The sequence below is a fragment of the Catellatospora vulcania genome, from assembly GCF_009720385.1.
In the GTDB taxonomy this organism is placed as follows: domain Bacteria; phylum Actinomycetota; class Actinomycetes; order Mycobacteriales; family Micromonosporaceae; genus Catellatospora; species Catellatospora vulcania.
On the sequence record NZ_ML769302.1, the window covers coordinates 384,004 to 409,021 of the forward strand.

General features: G+C 71.2%; 25 protein-coding genes. 9 read left to right on the top strand and 16 right to left on the bottom strand.

Features of this window, described 5'->3' with window-relative positions:
• Positions 1-23: 23 nt before the first annotated feature.
• Complete coding sequence (locus tag F6W97_RS06060) at positions 24-605, bottom strand: TetR/AcrR family transcriptional regulator (protein WP_155369556.1); 582 nt, start codon at positions 603-605, stop codon at positions 24-26.
• 169 nt (positions 606-774) lie between these two features.
• Here F6W97_RS06060 and F6W97_RS06065 point away from each other — a divergent pair, with 169 nt between their 5' ends.
• From F6W97_RS06065 to F6W97_RS06075, 3 genes are all read left to right on the top strand, one after another.
• Positions 775-1,227 (top strand): SCP2 sterol-binding domain-containing protein, encoded by a 453-nt coding sequence (locus tag F6W97_RS06065; protein WP_155369134.1) that lies wholly within the window; start codon positions 775-777, stop codon positions 1,225-1,227.
• Between the two features lie 50 nt (positions 1,228-1,277).
• Entirely contained in the window at positions 1,278-2,489 is a 1,212-nt protein-coding gene (locus F6W97_RS06070; RefSeq protein ID WP_155369135.1) for an acyl-CoA dehydrogenase family protein, read from the top strand.
• A gap of 318 nt (positions 2,490-2,807) precedes the next feature.
• Positions 2,808-4,373: an AMP-binding protein gene (locus F6W97_RS06075; RefSeq protein ID WP_155369136.1), complete on the top strand. Its 1,566-nt coding sequence runs from the start codon at positions 2,808-2,810 to the stop codon at positions 4,371-4,373.
• A gap of 193 nt (positions 4,374-4,566) precedes the next feature.
• On the opposite strand, the gene purD is transcribed toward F6W97_RS06075, so the two are convergent.
• The 3 genes from purD to F6W97_RS06090 form a co-directional block, all read right to left on the bottom strand.
• Positions 4,567-5,814: a phosphoribosylamine--glycine ligase gene (purD, locus tag F6W97_RS06080; RefSeq protein WP_155369137.1), complete on the bottom strand. Its 1,248-nt coding sequence runs from the start codon at positions 5,812-5,814 to the stop codon at positions 4,567-4,569.
• A 167-nt stretch (positions 5,815-5,981) separates the two neighbouring features.
• Positions 5,982-6,923 (bottom strand): type IV toxin-antitoxin system AbiEi family antitoxin domain-containing protein, encoded by a 942-nt coding sequence (locus F6W97_RS06085; protein WP_230686446.1) that lies wholly within the window; start codon positions 6,921-6,923, stop codon positions 5,982-5,984.
• A 150-nt stretch (positions 6,924-7,073) separates the two neighbouring features.
• Positions 7,074-8,366 (bottom strand): adenylosuccinate synthase, encoded by a 1,293-nt coding sequence (locus tag F6W97_RS06090; RefSeq protein WP_155369139.1) that lies wholly within the window; start codon positions 8,364-8,366, stop codon positions 7,074-7,076.
• Positions 8,367-8,492: 126 nt separating this feature from the next.
• Here F6W97_RS06090 and F6W97_RS06095 point away from each other — a divergent pair, with 126 nt between their 5' ends.
• The 3 genes from F6W97_RS06095 to F6W97_RS06105 all read left to right on the top strand — a co-directional run bounded on the left by F6W97_RS06095 (position 8,493) and on the right by F6W97_RS06105 (position 12,841).
• Positions 8,493-9,452, top strand: a complete 960-nt coding sequence (locus F6W97_RS06095; RefSeq protein ID WP_155369140.1) for a diacylglycerol kinase family protein — start codon at positions 8,493-8,495, stop codon at positions 9,450-9,452.
• A gap of 78 nt (positions 9,453-9,530) precedes the next feature.
• Positions 9,531-11,348: a MinD/ParA family ATP-binding protein gene (locus F6W97_RS40485; RefSeq protein ID WP_230686447.1), complete on the top strand. Its 1,818-nt coding sequence runs from the start codon at positions 9,531-9,533 to the stop codon at positions 11,346-11,348.
• 92 nt (positions 11,349-11,440) lie between these two features.
• Positions 11,441-12,841: a hypothetical protein gene (locus F6W97_RS06105; protein WP_155369141.1), complete on the top strand. Its 1,401-nt coding sequence runs from the start codon at positions 11,441-11,443 to the stop codon at positions 12,839-12,841.
• Between the two features lie 10 nt (positions 12,842-12,851).
• On the opposite strand, the gene F6W97_RS06110 is transcribed toward F6W97_RS06105, so the two are convergent.
• Positions 12,852-13,259: a DUF3151 domain-containing protein gene (locus tag F6W97_RS06110; RefSeq protein WP_155369142.1), complete on the bottom strand. Its 408-nt coding sequence runs from the start codon at positions 13,257-13,259 to the stop codon at positions 12,852-12,854.
• Positions 13,260-13,334: 75 nt separating this feature from the next.
• On the opposite strand from F6W97_RS06110, the gene F6W97_RS06115 reads away from it, so the two are divergent.
• A complete protein-coding gene (locus F6W97_RS06115; protein ID WP_155369143.1) occupies positions 13,335-14,441 on the top strand; it encodes an LOG family protein in 1,107 nt (368 codons plus the stop codon).
• A 154-nt stretch (positions 14,442-14,595) separates the two neighbouring features.
• Here F6W97_RS06115 and F6W97_RS06120 read toward each other — a convergent pair whose 3' ends face one another.
• The 3 genes from F6W97_RS06120 to F6W97_RS06130 form a co-directional block, all read right to left on the bottom strand.
• On the bottom strand, positions 14,596-15,114 hold the full coding sequence (locus F6W97_RS06120; protein WP_155369144.1) for a hypothetical protein: 519 nt from the start codon (positions 15,112-15,114) through the stop codon (positions 14,596-14,598).
• Positions 15,115-15,316: 202 nt separating this feature from the next.
• On the bottom strand, positions 15,317-16,339 hold the full coding sequence (gene fbaA, locus F6W97_RS06125) for a class II fructose-bisphosphate aldolase (RefSeq protein WP_155369145.1): 1,023 nt from the start codon (positions 16,337-16,339) through the stop codon (positions 15,317-15,319).
• 150 nt (positions 16,340-16,489) lie between these two features.
• On the bottom strand, positions 16,490-16,870 hold the full coding sequence (locus tag F6W97_RS06130) for a phage holin family protein (RefSeq protein WP_155369146.1): 381 nt from the start codon (positions 16,868-16,870) through the stop codon (positions 16,490-16,492).
• Between the two features lie 68 nt (positions 16,871-16,938).
• Here F6W97_RS06130 and F6W97_RS06135 point away from each other — a divergent pair, with 68 nt between their 5' ends.
• Positions 16,939-17,163, top strand: a complete 225-nt coding sequence (locus F6W97_RS06135; protein ID WP_155369147.1) for a hypothetical protein — start codon at positions 16,939-16,941, stop codon at positions 17,161-17,163.
• Here F6W97_RS06135 and F6W97_RS06140 read toward each other — a convergent pair.
• Both F6W97_RS06140 and F6W97_RS06145 read right to left on the bottom strand, forming a co-directional pair.
• Positions 17,154-18,182: an LCP family protein gene (locus F6W97_RS06140; RefSeq protein ID WP_155369148.1), complete on the bottom strand. Its 1,029-nt coding sequence runs from the start codon at positions 18,180-18,182 to the stop codon at positions 17,154-17,156. The two genes, F6W97_RS06135 and F6W97_RS06140, sit on opposite strands and share 10 nt — an antisense overlap.
• A complete protein-coding gene (locus tag F6W97_RS06145) occupies positions 18,179-18,676 on the bottom strand; it encodes a SigE family RNA polymerase sigma factor (RefSeq protein ID WP_155369149.1) in 498 nt (165 codons plus the stop codon). The genes F6W97_RS06140 and F6W97_RS06145 overlap by 4 nt, the downstream gene beginning before the upstream one ends.
• A 66-nt stretch (positions 18,677-18,742) precedes the next feature.
• Here F6W97_RS06145 and F6W97_RS06150 point away from each other — a divergent pair, with 66 nt between their 5' ends.
• Complete coding sequence (locus F6W97_RS06150) at positions 18,743-19,504, top strand: DedA family protein (RefSeq protein ID WP_230686448.1); 762 nt, start codon at positions 18,743-18,745, stop codon at positions 19,502-19,504.
• Positions 19,505-19,634: 130 nt separating this feature from the next.
• Here the strand turns inward: F6W97_RS06150 and F6W97_RS06155 are convergent, their stop codons facing one another.
• The 6 genes from F6W97_RS06155 to F6W97_RS06180 all read right to left on the bottom strand — a co-directional run bounded on the left by F6W97_RS06155 (position 19,635) and on the right by F6W97_RS06180 (position 24,985).
• Complete coding sequence (locus F6W97_RS06155; RefSeq protein WP_155369150.1) at positions 19,635-21,359, bottom strand: VWA domain-containing protein; 1,725 nt, start codon at positions 21,357-21,359, stop codon at positions 19,635-19,637.
• Positions 21,360-21,611: 252 nt separating this feature from the next.
• The gene (locus F6W97_RS06160) at positions 21,612-22,007 is read right to left on the bottom strand and encodes an ArsR/SmtB family transcription factor (RefSeq protein WP_120317708.1); all 396 of its coding nucleotides are present in this window, start codon (positions 22,005-22,007) and stop codon (positions 21,612-21,614) included.
• A gap of 40 nt (positions 22,008-22,047) precedes the next feature.
• Positions 22,048-22,578 carry an orotate phosphoribosyltransferase gene (pyrE, locus tag F6W97_RS06165; protein WP_155369151.1) on the bottom strand — a complete coding sequence of 177 codons (531 nt, stop codon included), beginning with the start codon at positions 22,576-22,578 and terminating at the stop codon, positions 22,048-22,050.
• A 67-nt stretch (positions 22,579-22,645) separates the two neighbouring features.
• Positions 22,646-23,494, bottom strand: a complete 849-nt coding sequence (locus F6W97_RS06170; RefSeq protein WP_230686449.1) for an SDR family NAD(P)-dependent oxidoreductase — start codon at positions 23,492-23,494, stop codon at positions 22,646-22,648.
• A gap of 57 nt (positions 23,495-23,551) precedes the next feature.
• Complete coding sequence (locus F6W97_RS06175; RefSeq protein WP_155369153.1) at positions 23,552-24,211, bottom strand: hypothetical protein; 660 nt, start codon at positions 24,209-24,211, stop codon at positions 23,552-23,554.
• Positions 24,212-24,349: 138 nt separating this feature from the next.
• Positions 24,350-24,985 (bottom strand): hypothetical protein, encoded by a 636-nt coding sequence (locus F6W97_RS06180; RefSeq protein ID WP_155369154.1) that lies wholly within the window; start codon positions 24,983-24,985, stop codon positions 24,350-24,352.
• Positions 24,986-25,018: the final 33 nt, after the last annotated feature.

Genomic DNA, 25,018 nt, shown 5'->3' on the forward strand with positions numbered 1-25,018 from the left:
CGGGCCCTTCTCTCAATGTGCTGTCACGCCGGAGGACGCCAGGCCACGCCGTGCATGAGCTGGTCCGCGCCGAGCCAGACGGCGTTCATCAGGCGGGTGGCCGTACGCCCGGGGTCTTCGTCAGGGTGGTCGGCGAGCCAGTCGGCGAGCGACTCGCTCGCGCCGACCAGGGTCAGCGCCATCGCGGTGATGTCGTCGGGTTTGACCTGGCGGCCCTCGTGGCGCAGCGCGGCGTCGAGGCGGTCGGTGATCACCTCGACGACCGACACCCGCATCGCCGCGACCTCGACCGAGAACGGCTGCTGGGTGCGGGCCTGCCGGTAGAGCACCGACCAGCCGTCGCGGTGCGCGCCGACGAACTCGAAGAAACCTTTGAGCCCCTGCCACAGTTGCTGGTCCGGGGGGAGGGTGGGATCGGCCGCCGCGGCCAGGCCGCTGACCAGGCGCGCCGACTCGCGGCGCAGGCAGGCGATGAAGAGTTCCTCCTTGGTGCCCAGGTATGCGTACACCATCGGCTTGGACACGCCGGACAGTTCGGCGATCTCGTCCATGTTGGCGTGGTGAAATCCGCGGCGGGAGAACACCAGCACCGCGGCGTCGAGCATCTGCTGCTCGCGCTCCGCGCGCGGCACCCGGCCGCGCGGGGTGTCCCCGGCGCGCGGGGCAGGCGGCGTGTCGTCACCTGGAGGAAGCGGTCGGCTCTGCACCTTGCCAGCCTACCTACTCCGTCGTAAGGTTACGCACGAGTAAGTTTCAATGGTTATGGAGGACATCATGGCCGACTTCGACCTGTCTGACTTCAGCTCTCTCGACCCGGCGCAGTTCGCGTCGCTGGTCAAGAACGCGTCTGACGCCCAGCTGAACGAGGTGCTCAGCGGCGATACGCGGACGAAGGTGCTGGACGAGATCTTCCGCCGCATGCCCGGCCTGTTCCGGCCGGAGCGCGCCGGCAACACCGAGGCGGTCATCCACTGGATCATCACGGGCGCCGCCGACGGCGGTTCGGACACCTACGAGCTGGTCATCGCCAACGGCGCGTGCACCCTCTCGGAGACCCCGTCCCACGAGCCCAAGCTCGCCGTGACGGTCGGTCCCGCCGACTTCCTCAAGGTCGTCTCCGGCAACGGCAACCCCGTCATGATGTTCATGACCGGCAAGCTGAAGGCCAAGGGCGACCTGGCACTGGCGGCCAACATCGCCAACCTCTTCAACATCCCCAAGGCCTGACCCATGACCACCCCCCTCAGGTGGACCGCCCCGGAGCCGGGGGCGTGAGCATGGAGTTCTCGCTTGATCTGAACGAGGAGCAGCGGGATCTGCGGGACTGGGTGCACGGCTTCGCCGAGCAGGTCGTGCGCCCGGCCGCCGCGGAGTGGGACGAGCGGGAGGAGACTCCCTGGCCCGTCATCGCCGAAGCCGCCAAGATCGGCCTGTACGACTTCGAGTTCCTGGCGAACCTCTGGGCGGACCCGAGCGGCCTGTCCATGTGCATCGCCAGCGAGGAACTGTTCTGGGGCGACGCCGGCATCGGCCTGGCCATCATGGGCACCTCGCTCGCGGTCGCCGGGATCTTCGGCTCCGGCACCCCCGAGCAGATGGCCGAGTGGGTCCCGCAGTGCTTCGGCACCAAGGAGGACCCGAAGGTCGCCGCGTTCTGCTCGACCGAGCCCGAGGCCGGCTCCGACGTGGGCGCGATGCGCACCCGCGCGGTGTACGACCAGGCCACCGACGAGTGGGTGCTCACCGGGCAGAAGGCGTACGCCACCAACGGCGGCATCGCCAACGTGCACGTGGTCACCGCCGTCGTCGACCCGGAGCTGGGCTCGCGCGGGCAGGCCGGCTTCATCGTGCCGCCCGGCAGCAAGGGCCTGCACACCGCCCGCAAGCTGCGCAAACTCGGCATCCGCGCCTCGCACACGGCCGACGTGTTCCTGGACGAGGTCCGGGTGCCCGGCAACTGCGTGCTCGGCGGCAAGGAGAAGCTCGACGAGCGGCTGGCCCGGGCCCGTTCCGGGCAGCGCTCCTCGGGGCAGGCCTCGATGCGCACGTTCGAGCTGTCCCGGCCCGCGGTCGGCGCGCAGGCGCTGGGCATCGCCCGGGCGGCGTACGAGTACGCGCTGGAGTACGCCAAGACGCGGGTGCAGTTCGGCAAGCCCATCGTGGAGAACCAGGCGATCGCGTTCGCGCTGGCCGACATGCGCATGGAGATCGACGCCGCGCGCCTGCTGGTGTACCGGGCGGCCTGGATGGGCCGCAACAGCCGGCCCTTCACCGCGGGCGAGGGCTCGATGTCCAAGCTCAAGGCCGGCGAGGTCGCGGTCTCCGTGACCGAGAAGGCGCTGCAGATCCTCGGCGGCGCGGGCTACCTGCGCGAACACCCGGTGGAGCGCTGGTACCGCGACGCCAAGATCTACACCATCTTCGAGGGCACCAGCGAGATCCAGCGCCTGGTCATCGCCCGCGCCATCACGGGCGCCTCACTCCGCTGACAGCACCCGGCTCGTCGCGGGCGGCCGGCGGAGGCCCGCTGCGGCAGGCGGCTGCGGCGGGCGGCTGCGGCGGGCGGCTGCGGCGGGCGGCTCGCGCGCTCGGCTTGCCGCGAAGATCGCTGTTTGCGGTCGGAAAGTGCGGTCAGACCGCAGGTTCTGACCGCAAACAGCGATCTTCGCAGCGAACAGCGGTCTTCGCCGCCGCCATCACGGAAACATAGACGGTGGTCCACTCAGGTGGGCCGCCGTCTTCACATTTTAGTTACCGCTCAGTAATATCCGGGTAACCCTGGCGATCGAACGAGAGGCCTCACCGTCGTGGACCTGCTCTTCATTGTCCGTACCCTGGCCCGCCGCGGGCTGCTCAGCCCCGGCAGCCCGACCCGCGTCGCCGACCAGCTCAACACCCTGCGCCGGTGGGGCTTCACGCTCGCAGGCGAGCTGCGTGCCGCCGAGGCACGCGACCCGCACCGTCCCGCCGTCATCGACGAGCACCGTGGGGCGATCACCTACCGCCAGCTCCTGCACCGCGCCCAGCGCCTGGCCGTCGCGCTCGGCGGCACCCGGGGCGTCGCGCCCGGCGTACGCGTCGGGCTGATGTGCCGCAACCACGTCGGCCTGATCGAGGCCATGGTCGCCTGCTCCCTGCTCGGCGCGGACGCTGTCCTGGTCAACACGGCCCTGTCCGCGCCGCAGCTCACCGCCGTGGCCGAGCAGCAGCAGCTGCGCCTGCTCATCCACGACCGCGAGTTCGCGCCGGTCGCCGCGGCCGTGCCGTGCGAGCGGCTCGACGAGTCCAGCGTCGACGCGCTGCTCGCCGAGACCCCACCGCAGGGGCGCTGGTCCGAGGTCAGCCGGGCGGGCCGCACCATCGTGCTCACCTCGGGCACCACCGGCGCGCCCAAGGGCGCCCGGCGACCCACCCCGCCGGGCTTCGGCCCGCTGGTCTCGATCATCGACCGCATCCCGCTGAACGTCGGCGAGCGCATCCTGATCTCCGCGCCCCTCTTCCACACCTGGGGGTACGCCGCCCTGCAGCTCTCCCTGGCCATGCGGGCCACGGTGGTGCTCCAGCGCCGGTTCGACCCGATGGCCACCGCGCACGCCGTGGACGTGCACGGCTGCACCGCCCTGTTCGCGGTTCCGGTGATGCTGCAGCGGCTGGTCGAGGCGGGGGCCGTGCCCGCGAAGCCGCCGCGCATCGTCGCCGTCAGCGGATCGGCCCTGCCCGGCGGCCTGGCGACCCGGTTCATGGACACCTGGGGCGACTGCCTCTACAACCTGTACGGCTCCACCGAGGCGTCCTGGGCGTCCATCGCCACCCCCGCCGACCTGCGCCTGGACCCGGGCACGGCGGGCCGCCCGCCGCACGGCACCCGGATCGCGATCCTCGACCCGACCGGGCTGCCCGTGGCCCGCGGCCGGATAGGCGAGATCCACGTCGGCAACGAGATGCTGTTCGAGGGGTACACCCGCGGCCCCGGCGCACCGCCGCCGACCGGCGACCGCCCCGACGGCATGCTCGGCACCGGCGACCTGGGCCACCTCGACGCCGAAGGCCTGCTCTACGTCGACGGCCGCGCCGACGACATGGTCGTCTCCGGCGGCGAGAACGTCTTCCCCCGCCCCGTCGAGGAACTGCTCACCCAGCTACCGCAGGTCCGCGAGGCAGCCGTGATCGGCGTCCCCGACCCCGAGTACGGCCAGCGCCTCGCCGCGTACCTGGTCCTGCACCCCGGCCAGCACCTCGACACCGACGAGGTACGCGAGTACGTCCGCCACTACCTGGCCCGCTTCAGCGTCCCCCGCGAAGTCCACTTCGTCCCCGAACTCCCCCGCACCGCCACCGGCAAAGTCATCCCCCGCCTCCTCCGCACCATGTGAGCAAAGCAAGGGCACCTTCACAACGCTATGCGTTGTAGAAGGTGCCCTTGTTAACGGTCTATCCGCGTTTCCACTGGTCAGCTCGCTGCGTGGATCACTATCTCGTGCGGCTGCCCGCCGCGCACCGGCGCGTCACGGCCGCACCGCAAGCCGAACCGCAGGCCGAACCGCAGGCCGCGGCCGCGCACCGGCGTCAGCGCCAGGGGGAGACGACCCGGCCCTCCTCGGCCGCCAGGGCGATGTCGGTGCGGAACTGGCCGCCCGCCAGCTCCACGTGCGACACCAGCTCGTACGCCGCCGCCCGCGCCGCGTGCAGGTCGTGCCCCGTCGCCGTCGCGCAGAGCACCCGGCCGCCGGCCGAACGCAGCACGCCGTCCGCGTCTCGCTTCGTGCCCGCGTGGATCAGCCCGGCCGCGCCGGTGATCTCGTCCCCGGTACGCGCGCTCGCCGGATACCCGGCGCTCGCCAGCACCACGGTCACCGAGAAGGCATCCTTCCACTGCAGCTCGGGGTGGCCGGCCAGCTCGCCGGTGGCCGCCGCGTACAGCAGGCCGCCCAGCGGGGTGTCCAGCAGCGCCAGCACCGACTGCGTCTCCGGGTCGCCGAAGCGCGCGTTGAACTCGATCACCTTCGGGCCGCCCTCGGTGATCGCCAGGCCGATGTAGAGCAGGCCGGAGAACGGGGTGCCCGCGTCGCGCATCTGCTGCAGCGTCGGGTGGGCTACGGTGGCCATGACGTGGTCGACCAGGTTCGGCGGGGCCCACGGCAGGGGTGCGTACGCCCCCATGCCGCCGGTGTTCGGCCCTGCGTCGCCGTCGAAGATGCGCTTGAAGTCCTGCGCGGGCAGCAGCGGCACCGCGGTCACACCGTCGGTGACCACGAACAGCGACACCTCGGGCCCGTCGAGGTACTCCTCGATGACCACGCGGCCGCACTCGGCGGCGTGGGCCAGCGCGGCGGCACGGTCATCGGTGACGACGACACCCTTGCCCGCGGCCAGGCCGTCGTTCTTCACCACGTACGGCGCGCCGAAGGTGTCCAGCGCCCGCGCCGCCTCCTGCGCCGTGCCGCACGTGAAGGCACGTGCTGTCGGCACCTTGGCAGCGGTCATGACCTGCTTCGCGAAGTCCTTGGACCCCTCCAGCTGCGCCGCGCTGCCGGACGGTCCGAAACACGGGATGCCCTTGGCCCGCACCGCGTCGGCGACCCCCGCCACCAGCGGCGCCTCGGGCCCCACAACGACCAGGTCGGCTTCGACGTCCACCGCGAGCCCGGCCACGGCCTCGGGCGACAGGATGTCCACATCCCGCTGCTCCGACGCCACCTCCGCGATCCCCGGACTCCCCGGCGCCGCGATCACGGCGCTGACCCCCGGATCCCGCGCCAACCCCAGCACCAGGGCGTGCTCCCGCCCCCCACCACCGATCACGAGTACCCGCACGCCCCCACCCTACCCTCCCCGTTGATCATGAACTTATGGCACGGGTCGACGGCGATTCATGTCCACAACTTCATGATCAACTAGCTAGCCGGCTCTCCGGCAAGGGCATGACGGGCCAGCCGTAGGTCGCCGTCAGCGGTCCGGTCGCCGTCAGCGGTCCGGTCGCGTCAGCCGGCCCGGTCGGCATCAACCGGCTCGGTCAAAGCGAGGGCGCGGCGGACGGTTCGGGGGATGAGGTGCGGGTCCTGGGTGTCGGGCCAGGTGAAGCGGATGATGCGGTAGCCGGCGTTGACCAGGGCGTTCTGGCGCTCACGGTCGCGGAACACGGCGTCGGGGCGGTCGTGCACCTCGCCGCCGTCGGCCTCGCCGATCAGCCGCGCCGCGCGCCAGAGCATGTCTACGCGGGCGAGCACGCGGCCGGACGCGTCGGGGATCACCGCCTGCAACTCGTCGGGCGGCACTCCCGCGTCAGCGCAGCGCAGGCGCGCCCGCGTTTCCAGCGGCGACTCCGCCCGCCCATCCGCCTGCTCGATCCAGCCGCGCGCCTTCGTGGCGCCACGCCGACCGAACATGAGCCGCGGCAGCTCCGCGAGGTCGTCCTCGGAGAGCAATCCCTGGTGGAGCGCCGAGTCGAGCACCGACACCGCGGCCAGGCGGTCGAGTTTGAGAAGCAGATCCGCGACGGTACGCCGCACCGTGGTCACCGCGATGCCGTCGACCACGGTCACCTCCCCGGCGGCGAGAGTGAGCTGATGCGGCACCACCGTCGCCTCGGCCGACCGGCGCGGCACCGCCAGCTTGCCCGGCAGGCTGACGTGCAGGCGGGTCTGCGGCCGCAACCCGTGCAACCCGTGCACGACGGCCGCGCTCTCCAGCACCGCGACGGCGTTCGGACCGCCGGTCAGCACGGCGGCCCGCACCAGCGCCTTCGGCGAGTCCGGCTGACCGCGCATGTCGGCGTCCACCAGGTAGACGCCCCGGCTCAACGTCCGCCATACCCCCTGCCGGAGGAACCTCTTGACAGAGGCGGTGGATAACTCCAGGTCGCGGCACTGGGCCGCGGTGATCAGACCGTCCTGCCGCTCGGCAAGTCGTTGCACAGCAAGCACATCCGACAGCCTGAGCCGCCCCTGCCCAGCTCACAACCCCTGTGGACAACGCCTGTGGACAACCAGGACGACGCCCGCCTTGATCATGAACTTATGGCAGCGACACACCGTCGAGCCGTGCCATAAGTTCATGATCAACCAGAAAGGGCGCTACAGGGCCAGCATGTCGTGGCGGACCACGTTTTCGTCGCGGCCGGGGCCTACGCCGATCATGGAGATGCGGGTGCCGCAGAGTTCTTCGAGGCGTTCGATGTAGCGCTGGGCGTTGTGGGGGAGTTCGGCGAAGTCGCGGGCCTTGGAGATGTCCTCGAACCAGCCGGGGAGGTACTCGTAGACGGGCTTCGCGTGGTGGAAGGCCGTCTGGGTCATGGGCATCTCGTCGAGGTGCTCGCCGTCGACCTCGTAGCCCACGCAGACGGGGACCTGGTCGAGGCCGGAGAGGATGTCGAGCTTGGTGACGACGAGGTCGGTGATGCCGTTGACACGGACCGCGTACCGGGCGATGACGGCGTCGAACCAGCCGCAGCGGCGGGGGCGGCCGGTGGTGGTGCCGTACTCGCCGCCGGTCTTGCGCAGGTGCTCGCCCATGTCGTCGTGCAGCTCGGTCGGGAACGGGCCCGCCCCGACGCGCGTGGTGTACGCCTTGATGACGCCGATCACGGAGCTGATCCGGGTCGGCGCGATGCCGGCCCCCACGCAGGCGCCGCCCGCGGTCGGGTTCGACGAGGTCACGAACGGGTACGTGCCGTGGTCGAGGTCGAGCAGGGTGGCCTGCGCGCCCTCCATGAACACGGTCTTGCCCTCTTCCAGGGCCTTGTTCAGGATCAGGCGGGTGTCGGCGATGAACGGGTTGAGCCGCTCGGCGTAGGTGAGGTACTCCTCGACCACGGCGTCGACGTCGAAGCCCTTGCGGTTGTAGACCTTGAACAGGATCTGGTTCTTCTCCCGCAGCACCAGCTCCAGCTTCTGCCGGAGGATGCCCGGGTCGAGCAGGTCCTGCACCCGGATGCCCATGCGGGCGACCTTGTCGCCGTAGGCGGGGCCGATGCCGCGGCCCGTGGTGCCGATGCGGGCGGTGCCCAGGTAACGCTCGACGACCCGGTCCAGGGCCCGGTGATGGGGCATGACCAGGTGCGCGTCGGCGGAGATCAGCAGGCGGGAGACGTCCACGCCGCGCTCGGCGAGACCGTCGATCTCGGCCAGCAGCACCTTCGGATCGATCACGACGCCGTTGCCGAGGACGATCTCCGCGTTGGGGTGCAGCGCGCCGCTCGGCATCAGGTGGAGGGCGAACTTCTGGCCGTCCGGAGTGACCACGGTATGGCCGGCGTTGTTGCCCCCGGAGAAGCGGACGACGTAGTCCACTCGTGATCCGAGCAGGTCGGTAACCTTGCCTTTGCCCTCGTCGCCCCACTGGGCGCCGAGAAGCACGATCGCTGGCATCTTTCCTTCGCCTCCTAGGCGAGCCGCGGGCCGCCCACGGCTGTGGTGACCCCGGGGTGCCAGGCTAACAGCTTGATCGGGCACGCATGCCCGGGCAATGCCAGAACCCCGAGAGGACGACGCGCTGTGTATGACGTGGTGCTGTTGAGCATGGCCGAGCCTGAAGGCGGCTGCTGCGGTGCCGGTGGCTGCGGCGACGGCCATGGCGATGGTCACAGCGACGCGCCGCGGCCGCGGGTGCCGGTGCTGCACTGCGCGGACGCGCTGCGCGCCGCCGGGGCCCGCGTCGAGACCGTCGTGGCGTGCTCGGACGCCGAGATCGACCAGGTGCTGTCGCGGCTCGACGGACCTGCCCGCGAGGACGGCCTGACCTGGCCGGACGCTGACAGCAAGACGCGGCTGGTGATTGCGGTCACCGACGACGGGCAACTGCGCCACGTGCTGCGCCGCCTGGTGCGCCGGTATGCCCCGGCCCCGTCGAAGCGGCCCGCCGAGCTGCCCGCGGGACGCACCGTGCCGGACCTGCCCGCGGTCGCGGTGCTGCCCGTCGACGCGGGCGCGGCCGACTTCGCCGCGCAGCTGGGTCTGCCCCGGCAGCCGGCCGAGGTGGCCGCGGCGGTGCTGGGCGACCGGTCGCGGCGGCTGGACCTGCTGCGCCACGACGGCGGTTCGGTGACGCTCGACGGTGTGCTGCTGGCCGGCAGCACCGAGGACGGCCAGCCGGTGCAGTGGGCGGGCCGGGTGGAGGTCGACGACGCGGTGCTGACCGACGGCGCGGAACCGCTGCTCGCGGTCGCCGTCGCCAACGGTTCCGGGGCGACCCTGCTCGACGGCCTGCCCCTGCTCACCTCGGTCGACCCGGCCGACGGCGTGATCGACGTCGCGGTGGCGGTGCCGGTCCGGCACAAGCCGCTGTTCGGTGCGCCCCGGCTGCGGATCGAGGTACGCCGGGCGCGTGGCCGGGCGGTGTCGGTGACTCCGCGCGACACCGAGGTTCCGTTCGCCGACGACGGGGTATCCGGCGAGCTGACCCGTAAGCGCTCCTGGTGGGTGGAGCCTGCGGCGTGGGCCGTCTATATCCGCTGAGCGGCGGGCGTACGGGACCTGCTGCGGGGTGTGCGCACTGACTAGGCTGCAGGGGCAGACGGCACTGGGGAGATGGCGATGACGGAATGGGAGTGGCCGCCGGACGAGATCAGCGGCCCCGCCGAGGACAGCAAGCAGATCACCCGTGGCCAGGGCGCGCGGGCCTCCGCCGCGGTGCCGCGCCCGGCCGAGCCGACGTCGGGCGCGCCCATGGCCGGCGTGCCGATCGCGGTCCCGGCTCCGCAGGCGGGCATTCCGCTCGCGGCGCCGCAGCCCGTGGCCGGTGCCGCCGACCTGACCCGCACCATGCAGGTGCCGCCGCTGCCGCAGCGCGAGCGGACCGCGGTGCCGCTGCCGCCGACCGCCGTGCCGGTGCAGCCGCACAGCGCGCCGATCCCGCTGCCGCCGCAGCAGGCGGCCCCGCCGATCCCGCCGCCACCGCCCGTCCCCGCCCCACCGACGGCCCCGGCAGCGCAGGTGTCACCGCAGGCCGGGCCTGCCGTGCCCGCACCGCCGACCGACACCCGCGCCCCGGCGACGACCCTGGCCGCTGAGGCCCGCGCAGCGGCGCCCGTCGAGGCCCGCGCCGCCGTGCCGGTGCCGCCCGCGGAGGCGCGGACCACCACGCCCTTCCCGCCCGTCGAGGCCCGCGCGGCGGTGCCGTTCCCGCCCGCCGAGGCGCGGGCCGCTGCTCCCTTCCCGCCGGCGGAAGCGCGTGCCGCGGTGCCGTTCCCGCCCGCTGAGCCGAGCCAGCCGGACGCGAGCGCCCGGCCCCATACCGCGACCGCCGCGGTGCCTCCGCCGCGACCGGCCGTCACGGCGGTGCCTGCGCCGCAGACCGCCCCGGGGGTATGGCCGGTGTCGCCGACCCCGCACATCCCGCCGCTGCCTACCACGCCCGCCTCCGCGCCGCCCCAGTTCGGCGCGGGCCCACCGCAGCCCGGCTCCGGCGGGGGTGAGGTCTACCTGCCGACGGCCGAGGAGTTCGCCCGCCGCCGCGCCACCCGCCCCGCCGATCCGGTCGCGCACATGGGCATCCAGGCGGCGCTGCGCAAGTCCACGTTCGGCCTGCTCAACCTGAGCCCCGGCCAGCGTGAGCAGGAGATCCGCCGCGCCACCGACCTGGTCCGGCGCAACTTCGGCGGCCTGCGGCAGATCACCGTGGTCAACCCGAAGGGCGGCGCGGGCAAGACGGTGGCCGTGCTGCTGCTGGCGATGACCTTCGGCCGCAAGCGCGGCGGGTACGTGCTGGCCTGGGACAACAACGAGACCCAGGGCACCCTCGGTATGCGTTCCCAGCAGGACTTCCATTCGCGTACGGTGCGCGATCTGATGCGCGACCTGCACCAGTTCCAGGGTTCGCAGAGCCGCGTCGGCGACCTGTCGCAGTACGTGCGCTCGCAGGGCGACGGCATGTTCGAGGTGCTCGCTTCGGACGAGTCCGCGACCGCGGGCGAGATGCTCACCGCGCACGCCTTCGCCGAGATCCGCGAGGTGGTCAGCCGCTTCTACAAGCTGATCATGGTGGACACCGGCAACAACGTGCGGGCCGAGAACTGGCAGGCCGCCATCGACGCGACCGACCAGCTCGTGGTCACCATGTCCGCCCGCAACGACTCGGCGGAGACCGCCGCCCGGATGCTCGACCATCTGGAGCAGACCGGCCGCAGCCGCCTGGTCCGGCAGGCCGTCACCATCGTCTCCCTGCCGCCGAGCCGCCGCGAGCTGGACATCCCCGCCATCGAGCGGCACTTCGCGGCGCGCACCCGGGCCGTGCTCATCGCGCCGTACGAGCGCATGCTCGACTCCGGCGAGCCGATCGACTACGGCCGGCTCACCGAGGAGTCGCAGGACGCCTGGCTGCGTATCGCCGCCTCCGTCGCCGAGGGACTCTGAACCGGACCTGCCCGTAAGCCCCTGGTGAAACGGTCACGAGGGCCGGCGCCGCCTCGATATGGTGGCACCGCGCCTCGTGATCGGAAGTGGTGATGGGCGACGGTCCGCAGCCCGGCGGCAGGTCACGTCCGGTGGCCTGGGTGCTCGCCGGGCTGCTCGGGGCGTTCCTGGTGGCGCGGTTCGTGATCTGGTCCCGCGGCGTGGTCTTCGTCACCAACGACGCAGGCTCCTACGTCTGGCACGGCGGGCGCGGCTTCGACCGCGGACCGCTGCTGTCGCTGACCGGCCACGCGCCCCGGCTGTGGGGCACACCCCTGCTGTACGCGCTGCTGCCCGGCGACCCGGCACGCGTTTTCGCGCAGTGGGCGCTGGGCACCCTCGCCTGGGGGCTGCTGGCGTGGGTGGTCGCCGCGCGCCTGCGCACCGGGCCCGGCAAGATCGTCGGCGCGGCAGGCATCCTGCTGCTGGCCCTGATGCCGCAGGTCGCCGCCTGGGACTTCACCATCCTGTCCGAGCCGCTGTCGATCACGCTCGGCGTGTCGACCCTCGCGCTGCTGCTGCAGTGGCTGGCCACCGGCTCGCGGGCCGCTCTGGTCGGGCTGACCGCCACCGCCTTCTGGCTCGTCTTCGTCCGGCCCGAGCTGTGGCTCGTGGTCGCCGTCGTCGCGCTCGTGCTGGTGGTGCGCGCCTGGCGGGACCGGGCACACCGGCGGCCCCCGGCGCTGGCGTACGGGGCGCTGCTGGTGGCGATCACCTGGGTCAACCTGATCACGCCCACCATGAGCCAGACGTACGCCGACCGCAGCTTCGGGCTGACGCTGGAGGAGGCGACGTTCAACTACCGCCTGCGGATGCAGGTGCTGCCGAATCCCGAGATCGCCACGGTGTACCGGGAACAGCTGGGCATGCCGCGCTGCACCGCGCTGGAGGAGACCGCGAAGCTGGGCGGCTGGCGGATGACCCGGATCATCTCGGCCTACCTGACCTGCCCGGAGCTGGTCGCGTGGGGGAAGGAGAACGCTCGCAGTTCCGGCTGGCGGTTCGCGCGGGCCGCGCCGGGCCTGTACGCCCGCGAGACGATGCGCACGCTGCCGCTGGCGCTCGGCGGCGCCACGTACGGCCGCAGCGGGGTCCTGCTGCCCCCGGCCGTGACCGGGGCCGCCTTCCCCGCCGAGCCCGCCCGGGTGCTGCCCCGGCTGTTCGGCGGCCTCGCGCTGGCCCTGGCCGCCGCGGTCGCGACCGGCGCGTGGCGGCGCCGCCGCCTGCTCGTCGCGACCGGGGCGGTGCTCGCGCTGGTCAGCATCGCCGCGATCCTCGCCGAGCTGCTGTTCGCGGCCGGGGAGTACGGACGGTTCGGCATCCAGGAGGCGATCTGGTTCCGGGTGGCGGTGTGGCTGATCGCGGCGGCAGCGCTGGACACGGCACTGGAGCGCCTGCGTAGACGGCGGCGGGCGGGTCCGGCCGCACCGGAGTCCACACCCGCCGCCGGTTGAACCTGAGCGGTCAGGAGTTCAGCGCGTCGAACGCCGAGGGGTCGCAGTCGCGCAGGAACTGGGCGCAGCGCGCCGCCTCGTCGGCCTCACCGATCTCCGCGGCGGCCACCGAGAGCGCATGCAGGCAGCGCAGGAAACCCTGGTTGGGCTCGTGCGACCAGGGCACCGGGCCGTGGCCCTTCCAGCCCGCGCGGCGCAGCTGGTCCAGGCCGCGGTGGTAGCCGGTGCGGGCGAACGCGTACGCCGGAACGGGCTGCCCCGCGGTCAGCGCGAGTTGGGCCAGGGCTGCCCACGCGGCGCTGTACGTCGGGTGCGCCGCGGCGACCGAGGTCGGGTCGTCGGCGGCGGCCAGCGCTGCGTCGGCGGCCTCGTCGGCGGGCAGCAGCGTGGCGGGAGGTTCGGGCATCAGGTTCTGCATACGGACATTCAACCTGGTAGTGGTGCGGATGTCCCCGCGCTGCGCTGAGGGTTTCGTCACGGGCATACTCGCCTGATGTCTGCTGCTACCCCGCTGGAGATCGAGTCCCTGGAGGAGCTGGCCGAACGGCTGGCCGAGAAGAGCCTGGCCGGGCTCACGGTGCAGGGGCTGACGATCACCGCCGACCTGTCCCGGATCAAGGTGAAGGACGCGGTCTTCATCGGCTGCACGTTCCCGAGCCTGGCCGCGGAGGCCGCGCTGGTGCGCCGGGGCGCGCACGTGGTGCCGGTGGCCGACTGGGTGCCGTACCCGACGCACCCGTCGCGCCTCTACACCGCCGCCGACCTGACCGCGGGCTTCGCCGAGAGCGGCTTCGCCGGCATGTACGACTCCCGGGTGTATCACCACTTCGTCGCCGAGGGCGGCCCGAACGCGGGTGTCCGCGAAGCGCTGGCCCAGCGGCTGCACGACCACGGCATCGACAACGCGCTGCATGACGCGCTGGCCGAGATCGAGCCCCGGCGGCGCATCGGCATCATGGGCGGCCACGCGGAGGTGCGCGGCAGCGACGCGTACCGGATGGCCGCTGCGATCGGCCGCGAGCTGGGCGGCCACGGCCGGCTGGTGATCACCGGCGGCGGCCCGGGTGTCATGGAGGCCGCGAACCTGGGGTCCTATCTGGCCGCGCACCCGGTGGCGGCGCTGGACGAGGCGATCGGCCGGCTGGCCGCGGAGCCGGACTTCCACGCCCACGACCCGTACACGAAGACCGCGCTGCACGTGCTGGCCGAGTTCCCGGCCGCGGACCCGTGGGCGGGCGGCCTGTCCGTGCCGACGTGGCTGTACGGGCACGAACCGGCGAACGTGTTCGCGGGCCAGATCGCGAAGTACTTCTCGAACGCGATCCGGGAGGACGTGATCCTGAAGGCGGCGCGCGGCGGCATCGTGTTCGCCCCGGGCCGGGCCGGCACCGTGCAGGAGGTGTTCCAGGCGGCGACGAAGACGTACTACGCCACGGACGGGGAGAGCGGCCCGTTCGTCTTCCTGGGGGTCGAGTTCTGGACCGAGGTCCTACCGGTGACCGGCCTGCTGCGCACCCTGCTCCACGGCGCGGCCCTGGCGGACCTGGTCCACATCACCGACGACGTCGACGAGGCCCTGTCCATCCTCTGCGCCCCCTGATCGTCCGACTTGCCTGGCAGACGTGCGTATCTTGAACCGCCGTACGCCCACCTGCCGGGCAAGTCGACCGATCTTGGAACGCCGCTGCGCGACCGGACAGAGCCGGCTGATCCCGGCCGCTACGCGACCGGACAGAGCCAGCCGATCCCGGCCGCTACGCGACCGGGATGCGGCGCCAGAAGCCGACCGGCAGGTTGACCTCGGGTTCGCCGGTGAGGCCGTTCTCGTCCATCGCGTTGAACAGGGCGATGCGCAGGTCGCCGAAGAAGAACTCCAGCGCGTGCAGCACGTGCGGGCGCCATGCGGTGGGGCTGATCCGTTCGATGGCGTTGACCCGGGTCAGCGCGCGGCCCCGGGCCGAGAGGATGGCGGGGTGGGTGTCGGCCCACCAGTCCAGCCGCAGGCCGGGCCAGTCGAGCTGGGCCTGCAGGTCGATGGTGTCCCAGCTGATCGCGCACTCGTCGAACTTGCGGTGCGTGATTTCGAGGTTGGCGTCGGGGAAGCCGAACACCACGGGGCCGCCGGTGAACCAGGCCTCGGAGTCCAGGTCCCACACCAGCCAGGAGCCGACCAGCGGCTGTCCGATGATCCGGGCGAAGCGGTTGCGGTGCGCCGCCGCCAGGGCACCGGCATCGTGGTGCCAGACCGGGTCGTACCCGTCGATGCCCAGCACGTGCGGACCTCCTGCCCTGAGACGCGGATTCGGACGATCGTACCGATTCCCATCAGCGAAGGCGGGGACGCGGAACGAAACCGCGCGGCGAAACACGCCGTGATCGCGAAATGCGGTCATGATCTGAGGTGGAACCGCAGATCATGACCGCATTCAGCGATCTTGTGCCAATCCGCGGACCGCGTCGGCCCGCGTGGCGGATTTACTTGAGGCGGGTGCCGGTGGAGCGCAGGTCCTGGCAGGCCTGAGCGACACGGGCGGCCATGCCGGCCTCGGCGGCCTTGCCCCACGCGCGCGGGTCGTACTGCTTCTTGTTGCCGACCTCGCCGTCGACCTTCAGCACGCCCTCGTAGTTGCGCAGCATGTGGTCGGCGACCGGGCGGGTGAAGGCGTACTGGGTGTCGGTGTCGACGTTCATCTTGACCACGCCGTAGTCGAGCGAGTCGCGGATCTCCGACAGCAGCGAGCCCGAGCCGCCGTGGAAGACCAGGTCGAACGGCTTGTCCTTGCCGTACTTGGCGCCGACCTGCTCCTGGATCTCCTTGAGGATCTCCGGGCGGAGCTTGACGTTGCCCGGCTTGTAGACGCCGTGCACGTTACCGAAGGTGAGGGCGGTCATGTAGCGGCCCTTCTCACCCAGGCCCAGCGCGGCGGCGGTGGCCAGCGCGTCCTCGACGGTCGAGTACAGCTTCTCGTCGATCGCGCCGACGACGCCGTCCTCCTCGCCGCCCACGACGCCGACCTCGATCTCAAGGACGATCTTCGCGGCGTGGGTGAGGGCCAGCAGCTCCTCGGCGATCTGCAGGTTCTCGTCCAGCGGCACGGCCGAGCCGTCCCACATGTGCGACTGGAACAGCGGGTTCTCGCCCCGGGCAACACGCTCGGCGGAGATCGCGAGCAGCGGGCGGACGAAACCGTCCAGCTTGTTCTTCGGGCAGTGGTCGGTGTGCAGCGCGACGTTGACCGAGTACTTCTTGGCGACCTCGTGCGCGAACGCGGCGAAGGCGACCGAACCGGAGACCATGTCCTTGATGGTCGGACCCGACAGGTACTCGGCGCCGCCGGTCGAGACCTGGATGATCCCGTCGCTCTCGGCCTCCGCGAAGCCCTGCAGCGCAGCGTGCAGCGTCTGCGAGGAGGAGACGTTGATCGCGGGGTAGGCGAACGCGCCGGCCTTGGCGCGGTCGAGCATCTCGGCGTAGACCTCAGGGGATGCGATAGGCATCTGTGAACGCTCCTAGCGTGCGTGCAGTGACGCGGATGGCCGCGGCGGTGCGCGTCGCCGCGCCCGATGGCTGCGGGAAGACCGCGATGTCCTCGTTACAGGAGTATTGCCTACGTCACTTGACCTGGCGAATCGGCCCCACCCGCCTCGTCAGCCCTCGTCGCCGTCCGGCACCAGCAGGCTGAGTGCCCAGCTCACGATGCCCATCACGATGGCTCCCCAGAACGCCGGCCAGAACCCGTCGATCTCGAACGGCAGCTTGAACACGGTCGCCAGCCAGTCCACCAGCAGGAACAGCCCCGCGTTGACGAACAGCGCGAACAGACCCAGCGTGATCACGTAGAAGACGCATCCGAGCAGGTGGATGACGGGTTTCAGGATCGCGTTGACCAGGCCGAAGATCAGCGAGACCACGATGAGGGTGAGGATGCTGCGCGTGGTGGTCGCGGCGGTGACCTCGATGCCCGAGACGACCAGGGTGGTGACCCACAGCGCGACTGCGTTGATCACCCAACGGATCAGAAAGCCCATATGGTCATCTTCTACGCTGAAACCCACATCTGCTGGCGAATATCGCAGGCGAGTCATACCGTGAAACGATGACCGAGAACGTGGCAGGGAACGCGTACGCCGACGACGTGCCCGAAGCCGACGCGCTCGAGCAGTCGACGCCGGTGGATCCCGTGGCGGACGCCGAGGACCTCAACAACGCCCTCCCTGAGGAGCCGCTCGGAGGGCCGGACGAGCCGGTGCCGCCGGCCTCCGAGTGGGACAAGATCGAGCAGAACGTGGTGGTCGTGCCCGCCGAGGAGGACTACTTCTGAATCACCCAGGCCGGGTGCAGCAGGACGAACTCGTTCATGGTGTCGCCCCGCAACGCCGCGAACAGCTCCGGCGCGACCTGCGGATCAAGCTGCTCGTACGGCCACCCGTCGTAGGTGACCGGCCGGAACGTCGGCTGACTGACTCCGACGACGTCTGCCGCCTCGACCCGGTCCAGCCGCATCGCCAGACCGAGCAGGCTGAGGTCACCGGTGTGCAGGGTGATCCCCGGCGTGCTCGCCAGCCGGCTGACCATGCCGAAGTCGCTCAACAGCGCCCGGTCACCGGCCTTCTTCACGAGCCCCAGCAGCACCCGCTGACCGATGCGGTCACGGTCGTAACCGCCATGGGGCATGCCTTGGCGCTGGCGCACCAGATCCTCCACCTCGGCCCCGGTGTGCTCGCGGCAGCCGGCCGGATAGAACCGCCCGGTGTGCTGTGACGTCACCCGCTGTGGCAGGCAGAACGGCAGGGGGCCCAAGGCGTCGATCACCGGCCGCAGCGCGGCGAACCCGACCTCGGCCACGGCGTCCACTCGCACCCCGGTGAGGCGCTCCACCACCTGCCGGGCACCCTGCGCACCGCCGACGGTGTACGCCCCGTTGATCTTGCGTCGGCCTTCGCCGGGGATCTCCACGGCGACGTCGCGCTCGATGGAGACCAGGTACGCCGCGCTTCCGTCGGCCGGCAGGTGCACCAGCATGATCGTGTCGGCTCGGGCGTCGCCCATGTCGCCACGCTGGTCCAGCCCCAGCAGCAGCAGGTTCAGCGGGCCGGTGGGGGCCGCCGCCACGGAGTCGCTGCCCACCAGCGGGATCGACGGGAGGAGATCGCCGCGCCAGAGCTGCACCGGAACCGCCAGCGCGAGCGCCATGGCCACCGCAGCGGCCCCGGAGCGGGTCGCCGTGCGGCGGCGGCGACGGCGGGCGGCCAGGGCGTCGATGGCCCGGCGCAGCGGGTCGAGCGGAGGAGCCTGCTCCTCGTGGCGGGCGAACGCCTCCCGCAGCTCTTCTTCGATCATCGGACTCCTCCCAGGCTCAGCCGCTCCGCCGACTCCCGCAACCGGGTCAGCGCTTTCGAGATGTAACCGCGGGCCGTGCCTACGGTGCAGCCGAGCATCTCGGCGATCTCCCCGTCCGGCAGGTCCTCGTAGTAGCGCAGCACCAGCGCCGCCCGCTGCTGCCGCGGCAGCGTGGCCAGCAGGGACCAGATGTGGTCGCGGTCCGCGGTGCGCTGGGCGTGGTCGACGGGTACGGCGACCGCCTCGTCGGCGTCGGGCCGCAGGAACACGCGGCGCAGCCAGGATCCGCGCCGCCAGTCGACATACTGGTTGATCATCATGCGCTTGACGTAGCGCTCGGGCGCGTCGGCGCGGGCCACCCTGCGCCAGTTGAGCTGGACGCGGACCATCGTCTCCTGGACGAGGTCCTGGGCCGTGTGCTGGTCACCCGTGAGCATCACCGCATACCGCGCGAGCGCGCCGAGTCGCGTGTTGACGAATTCCTCGTACGTCACAGCCACCTCCTCGACTCACAGGACGTGTCCGGGTGTTCAGAACATTGCCCGGTACTGTTGTGCGGCGTGACCGTAGTCGACACTCTCCAGGCCCTGGCCGCGCCCCCGCTGGCCGCCGCCGACTTCAATCCCCTGAATCCGACGGACTGGTTGAACCTGTTCGGCCCGGCCGCGCTGTTCGGCGTCTGCTTCATTCTTTTCGCCGAAACCGGCCTGATGGTCGGTTTCTTCCTGCCCGGTGACTCGCTGCTGTTCATCGCGGGTGTCTTCGCCTCCGGCTTCCTGGAGTCGAAGGGAGTGCAGCTGCCGATCGGCTGGCTGCTGGTGCTCGGCCCGATCTGCGCCATCATCGGCGCGCAGCTGGGGCACTGGCTGGGTGCGAAGTACGGCCCCCGGATGTTCAACAAGCCCGACTCCCGCCTGTTCAAGCAGGAGTACGTGCGCAAGGCCGAGCACTACTTCGAGAAGTTCGGCCCGCGCCGCGCCATCGTGCTGGCCCGGTTCATCCCGATCGTGCGCACCTTCATGAACCCGGTCGCGGGCGTGCTGGGCATGCCGGCCAGGCAGTTCTTCATCTGGAACGTGGTCGGCGCGATCCTCTGGGTCGACGGCTTCCTGCTGGCCGGCTACCTGCTCGCCGAGCAGATCATCAAGGCCATCGGCGGCCCCGAGCACATCGACAAGTACATCCTGCCGATGGTGTTCCTCATCGTCGCGATCTCGCTGATCCCGGTCTTCATCGAGGTCATCCGCGAGCGCCAGGCCAAGAAGCGCGGCCACCACGGCGGCGACGAGACCGTCGTCATGAGCAAGGTCGACATCGGCTGACCATGATCGCCCGACCTGCCCGGCAGGTGGGCGAAAGACGGTCCAAGATACGCACAGGTGCCTGGCAAGTTCGATGATCACGGCACATGCGGAGGGGGTACGGCCATCGGCCGTACCCCCTCCGCATGTGTCAGGCGAGCAGGGCCTTCAGGAAGATGGCTTCCATCTGGCTGGGGTCGGTGACCTGGAACGCGGCGCCGCCGGCGGTGTCGGCGATGGCCTGCAGGTCGGTCAGCTTCACGTCCGGGCCGAGGCCCAGCAGCACGACCCGGATCGGCTTGGTCACGTCGGCCAGCTTCTCCAGCTCGCGCTGCACGGCACGCAGCGCCATGCCGGAGTTGTCCCGGCCGTCGGTGAAGACCACCAGCGTGTTGCTGCGGCTCGGGTCGTACCCCTGGAGCAGCTCGCGGTACCCGTCGATGATCGACTTGTAGAGCGGGCAGATGTCGGTCGGCACGGGCGCGGCGTGCTGGACGGCGGTGTTCAGCTTGTTGCGCTGCGACTTGGTCAGCTCGGCCAGCGGCACCAGCGGCTGGTGGCCCGGACCGGCGAACGCCCACAGGCCGACCTCGCTCTCGTCGGTGAAGAGCTTCAGGCCCTTCTCCGCCGCGCTGCGCAGCACCTGCATGCGCACGGCCGTGTTGCCGCCGCCGGTCATCGTGCGGCCCATCGACGAGGTGGCGTCGACCAGCGCGATCACCCGGGACGGCGTCTTCGCCGCGACCCAGACCGTCAGCGCGCCGCCGACCTTGTTCATGTCGTTGAGCGGCTGCACGAAGACCGTGTTCGAGGTGACGCCGTGGCCGGTCGGGAAGCCGGTGGAGGCCTCGCCCTCCGGCGAGCGCAGGCCCTTCGCGGCGAAGACCGACTTGTACTCCCCGCTGCGCAGGGCCTGCGAGAACAGGGCGGCCGCGGCGGCCAGCGGGCGCGGCTGGCGGGCCCGCACGGCGTAGGGGAAGTCCAGCGTCGGGGCCTGCGCCAGGGTGATCGCGGCCATCGGGGCCTTCGGCGTAGCCGCGTTGTAGGCGATCACGGCCTGCTCGCTGACCGGTGCGCCGGTCATCCCGGCGGCGTACGCCTTCCACAGCGCCCCGGTGTCGGCGACCGGCCCGCCGATGCCGCGGTACACCGCGACCAGCGCGGGCAGGTCGGCCTCGGAGGCGACGACCGCGTCGGACAGCATCATCGCGCCGACCATGCCCGCGGTGTCCCGGCGCGGCTCGACCACGCCGAGCTTGAGCACGGGCGTCTTGGCGAACAGCAGGCTCTTGAGCATCGTGGCGTCGACGCCCGCGCCGAGGGAGTCGGTGAGGTCGCGGGCGACGGTCTCCGGCACGGCGAGCACCACCGGGCTGGCCGCCAGGGACGGGGCGGTGGCGTCGAAGATGTCGCGGTCGACCCCGCGGACCCGGCCCAGCCAGTAGCTCGAGTCCGGCACCCAGACCACGGGCAGGTCGGCGTCGGCGGGGGTGGGCTCGGGCTTGCCGGCCACGTCCACCGTGCCGCCCGCCCAGGTGCCCAGGCCGTTGGCCATCTGGTAGGACGCCTTCTCGACGACCTCGACGCGGACGCAGTCCTCGCCGACCGTCGGGCTGGTGGCGCTCCAGCGGGAGCCGATCTCGGTGAGGGCGGGCGCGATGGCCGGGTCGGCGGCGACGGTCAGGGTGATGCCGGCGCTGCCGCAGCCGTCGGCGTCCGCGCTGACGGAACGCAGCACGACGGTGGCCAGGCCGCATACGGACAGGGCACTGATGATGATGACGGGAATCCGTACGGCCCGGCGGCCGAACAGACCGGTCCGCGGGGCGGGTGCCTCGGGGGCATCCCAGCCGCGACGGATGTGGCGTCCAGACATGGGTGACTCCCAGTGAGGAGGCGGCGGCGCCGAGCCCTACGGCGGGGGTTACCGGGGCGGCAGCACGCCGAACTTCGCGTCAGCTTAGATGTCCCGCAGCCAGGCGCAACCGGGTGATGACAGAATTCACTCACGGTTGCCGAAGCTCGCGCTCCGTGACGATTCCGGACCTTCAATATCACCAAAAGCGCCGCGGGGCGCACTCTCCGTGCCGGAGAGTGCGCCCCGCGGCGCTTGAGGGCCTTGCCAGGGTCAGCGAGCCTTCTTGGTCGCGCGCTTGCGCGGCGGCGTCAGCAGCTCGGCGACGGTGGCGATGGCGGACGGCACCAGGCTGTAGTACGCCCACACACCGCGCTTGTCGCGGTTGAGCAGGCCCGCCTCGGTGAGGATGCGCAGGTGGTGGCTGACAGTCGGCTGGGACAGGCCCAGCGGAGCGGTCAGGTCACAAACACACGCCTCGCCCTCGGGGGCAGACTGGATAAGGCTGAGCAGCCGCAGGCGGGCCGGGTCGGCGAGCGCCTTGAGGACGCCGGCCAGACGCTCCGCGTCGGCACGCTCGATCGGCTCACCAGCGAGGGGCGAGATTTGAGGCAGCGGGGTTTCCACCAGAGCTGTTCCCACGTGATTTCTTCCTTCCAACAACAGCATCGATCCACCTACATATTAGCAGGTACGGATCGGAGTTCCGTTAGGCCGACAGGCCAAGGTCCGCCAACGTATAGGCGGCTCGGTACGACAGACCGGCAGCACGCACCGTATCGCCCGCGCCTCGATCGACAATAACCGCAACACCGATGACCTCGGCACCCGCCTCCCGCAGTGCATCAATAGCGGCAAGAACACTACCGCCAGTAGTCGAGGTGTCCTCGACAGCGAGCACGCGGCGGCCGGCCACCTCGGGTCCTTCGATGCGGCGCTGGAGCCCGTGCGCCTTACCCGCCTTGCGCACCACGAACGCGTCCAGCGGACGCGAGGCGGTGTGCAGCATGGCGGCGGCGACCGGATCGGCGCCGAGCGTGAGACCGCCCACGGCGTCGAATTCCCAGTCCGCGGTCAGGTCGTTCAACACGCGCCCGACCAGGGGCGCAGCAGCGTGGTGCAGGGTGATCCGGCGGAGGTCGACGTAGTAGTCGGCCTCCTGTCCCGAGGACAGGACCACCTTTCCCCGAACCACCGCGAGGTCAGTGATGAATTTACGCAGGTCGTCGCGGTCGGACATGGGACGGACACTACCCGCCGATCCTGAGAGCTCGATCTAGGGGGGTGCGTTGACCTCCCCACACGCGTCAGCTGTCGGTTTCGGTGTCCCGCCCGGTGCGCACCCGGGCCCCCCGCGCGAGCCGCCGCAGCAGCCGCGTCGGGGTGTGCCGCATGAACCCGACCAGCACTTTGTATTTCCAGCTCGGCACGCTCACCGTGCGGCCCCGCCGCAGGTCACGCAGGCTGTCGGAGACCACCTGGGGGGCCTGCAGCCACAGCCACTCCGGCGTCTTCGTCATGTTGATTCCGGCCCGGTCGTGGAACTCCGTACGGGTGAATCCCGGGCACAGCGCCATCACCCGAACGCCGCGGTGCGCCACCGAAAGCGCCACCGATTCGCTGAAGTTGGTGACCCATGCCTTACTCGCCGGATAGGTACTACCAGGCATCGCCGCGCCGAACCCGGCCACCGATGAGACATTGATGACATCTCCGCGGCCACGCGCCGTCATGGCGGGCAGTGCCGCGTGCGTCAGCCGCATCACCGCTTGCACGTTCACCGCCAGCAGATGCAGCTCCTGTTCCACTGTGGATTTCAGGAACGGCGTGTTCAGCGACAGTCCCGCGTTGTTCACCAGCAGATCCACCGGGCGGGCGGTGTCGCGCAGCCGCGCCTCCACCAGCTCGCAACCCTCCGTGGTGGCCAGATCCGCCGAGATGACACTCGCCTGCACGCTGTACGCGCTGCGCAGTGCCTCGGAGAACTCGGCAAGCCGACCGGCGTCGCGGGCCACGAGCACCACGTCCCAGCCGTCGGTGGCGAGCCGGACCGCGAAGGCGCGCCCGATGCCGGCGGTCGCGCCGGTGACCAGGGCGGTGCGGCGCTCGCCCGCCGGTTCGGGGGTGGTCTCGGGCGCCGCCGCGGCGTCGGGCACGGCGGTGCCGGCGGAGGAGGCTGTGGTGGAGGAGGAAGAGGACGACATCGGCTCACCTCAGGCGGTAGTCGAGGGGGGCACCGCGGGGGTGTCGGGGCCCGGCGGCAGCGCTCGCGTCCGGCTGAAGAAGGCGTTCGCAGCCGGCAGGGCGAGCAGCACCGCAGTGGCAATGTAGCCGAGAACCTGGCCCACCGAGGAGAGTCCGGACAGGGCCGCCCACCAGCCGGGGAAGGAGTCGACGAGGGCCTGCACCCCGCGGGTGATCGAGGGGTCGCCGCCGCCCTGCACCGTCACGTTGCCGGAGCCCAGGCTCGCCGCGCCGGAGATGCCGCAGCAGGCGAGCATGACGCCCAGGCCGCAGACGATCCAGGTGAGGATCCGGGCGACCCGGTTGCCCTGCCACACGCCCCAGGCCAGGGCCAGCAGCACGATCGCGGCTAGCACCGAGACCAGGGCGCTGGTGAGGAGGGCGGCCTTGAGGCTGGTCTCGATGTTGCCCAGGTCGGCCGGGTTCACTCCCACCAGCACGGCCCGGACCCGGAACCGGTTGAGCACGCTGCTGATCGCGGCGAGGTGCAGGATCGCGTTAATCAGGTTGAGCAGGGCGAGCAGGGCGAGCACGGCGGCCGCGACGGTGACCACCATGGGCCGGGCCGAGAGTGCTCTGGGAGCGGCCGGGGACACCGGCTCCACCGGAGACGAGGCGGATTGCGTCATTGGCGTACCCCCGATGCGGCCCGAAGATTGCTCCAGATCGGAAGTTACCCGCACTACCAGGGAATATGTGTCTGATTGGGGATATCGCCGACAGCAGAGGGACCGGTGCGATCAGCACCGGCCCCTCTGGCTGGCAGGTCAGACGGCCGGGTAGCCCGGCGGCGTCCATTCCGGCGTCGGCTTGCGGAAGAACGCGTTCGACGGAGGCAGGGCCAGCATGATGATCACGGCCAGCAACGACAGCAGGAGCACCACGCTCATCACCGTGCTCACCGCGGTGGACCAGGACGGCATGGCCTCGGTGAGGCGCCGGGTCACCTCCTCCTGGTCGAGGCCGGGGGTGCTGCCGGACGAGCCGAAGCTGCTGCCGACCGAGGCGAACGCCAGGCTGAAGCCGATGCAGCAGAAGCCGAGGCCGGCCATTACCCAGGTGGTGATCCGGGCCCACTGCTTGCCGCGGCCCACGAACAGGCCGAGCACGACGAAAAGCACGGCGAGCAGCACGTACAGGCCGGCCCCGATGTAAGAGCCGATCGTCGCGGCGGCGGCAGTGGTCTCCGCGAGGTTGGCGTCCATACCGGCATCCCGGTAGATGTCCTCGAAGAGACCCTCGGGCATCGACGCGAACGTGTACACGGAGATCGCCGAACTGATCACCAGGACGGCCGAGATGACGTAGAGCAGCAGGGCGGACAGGGAGACCGTGCTCGGCCGCGGGACGGAGCCCGGTGCGGCGGGAACGAGGTAACCGCTCGGGGGTGGCGTGTACGACATGCAGCACACCGTAATCGCCGACCGCCACGCGCG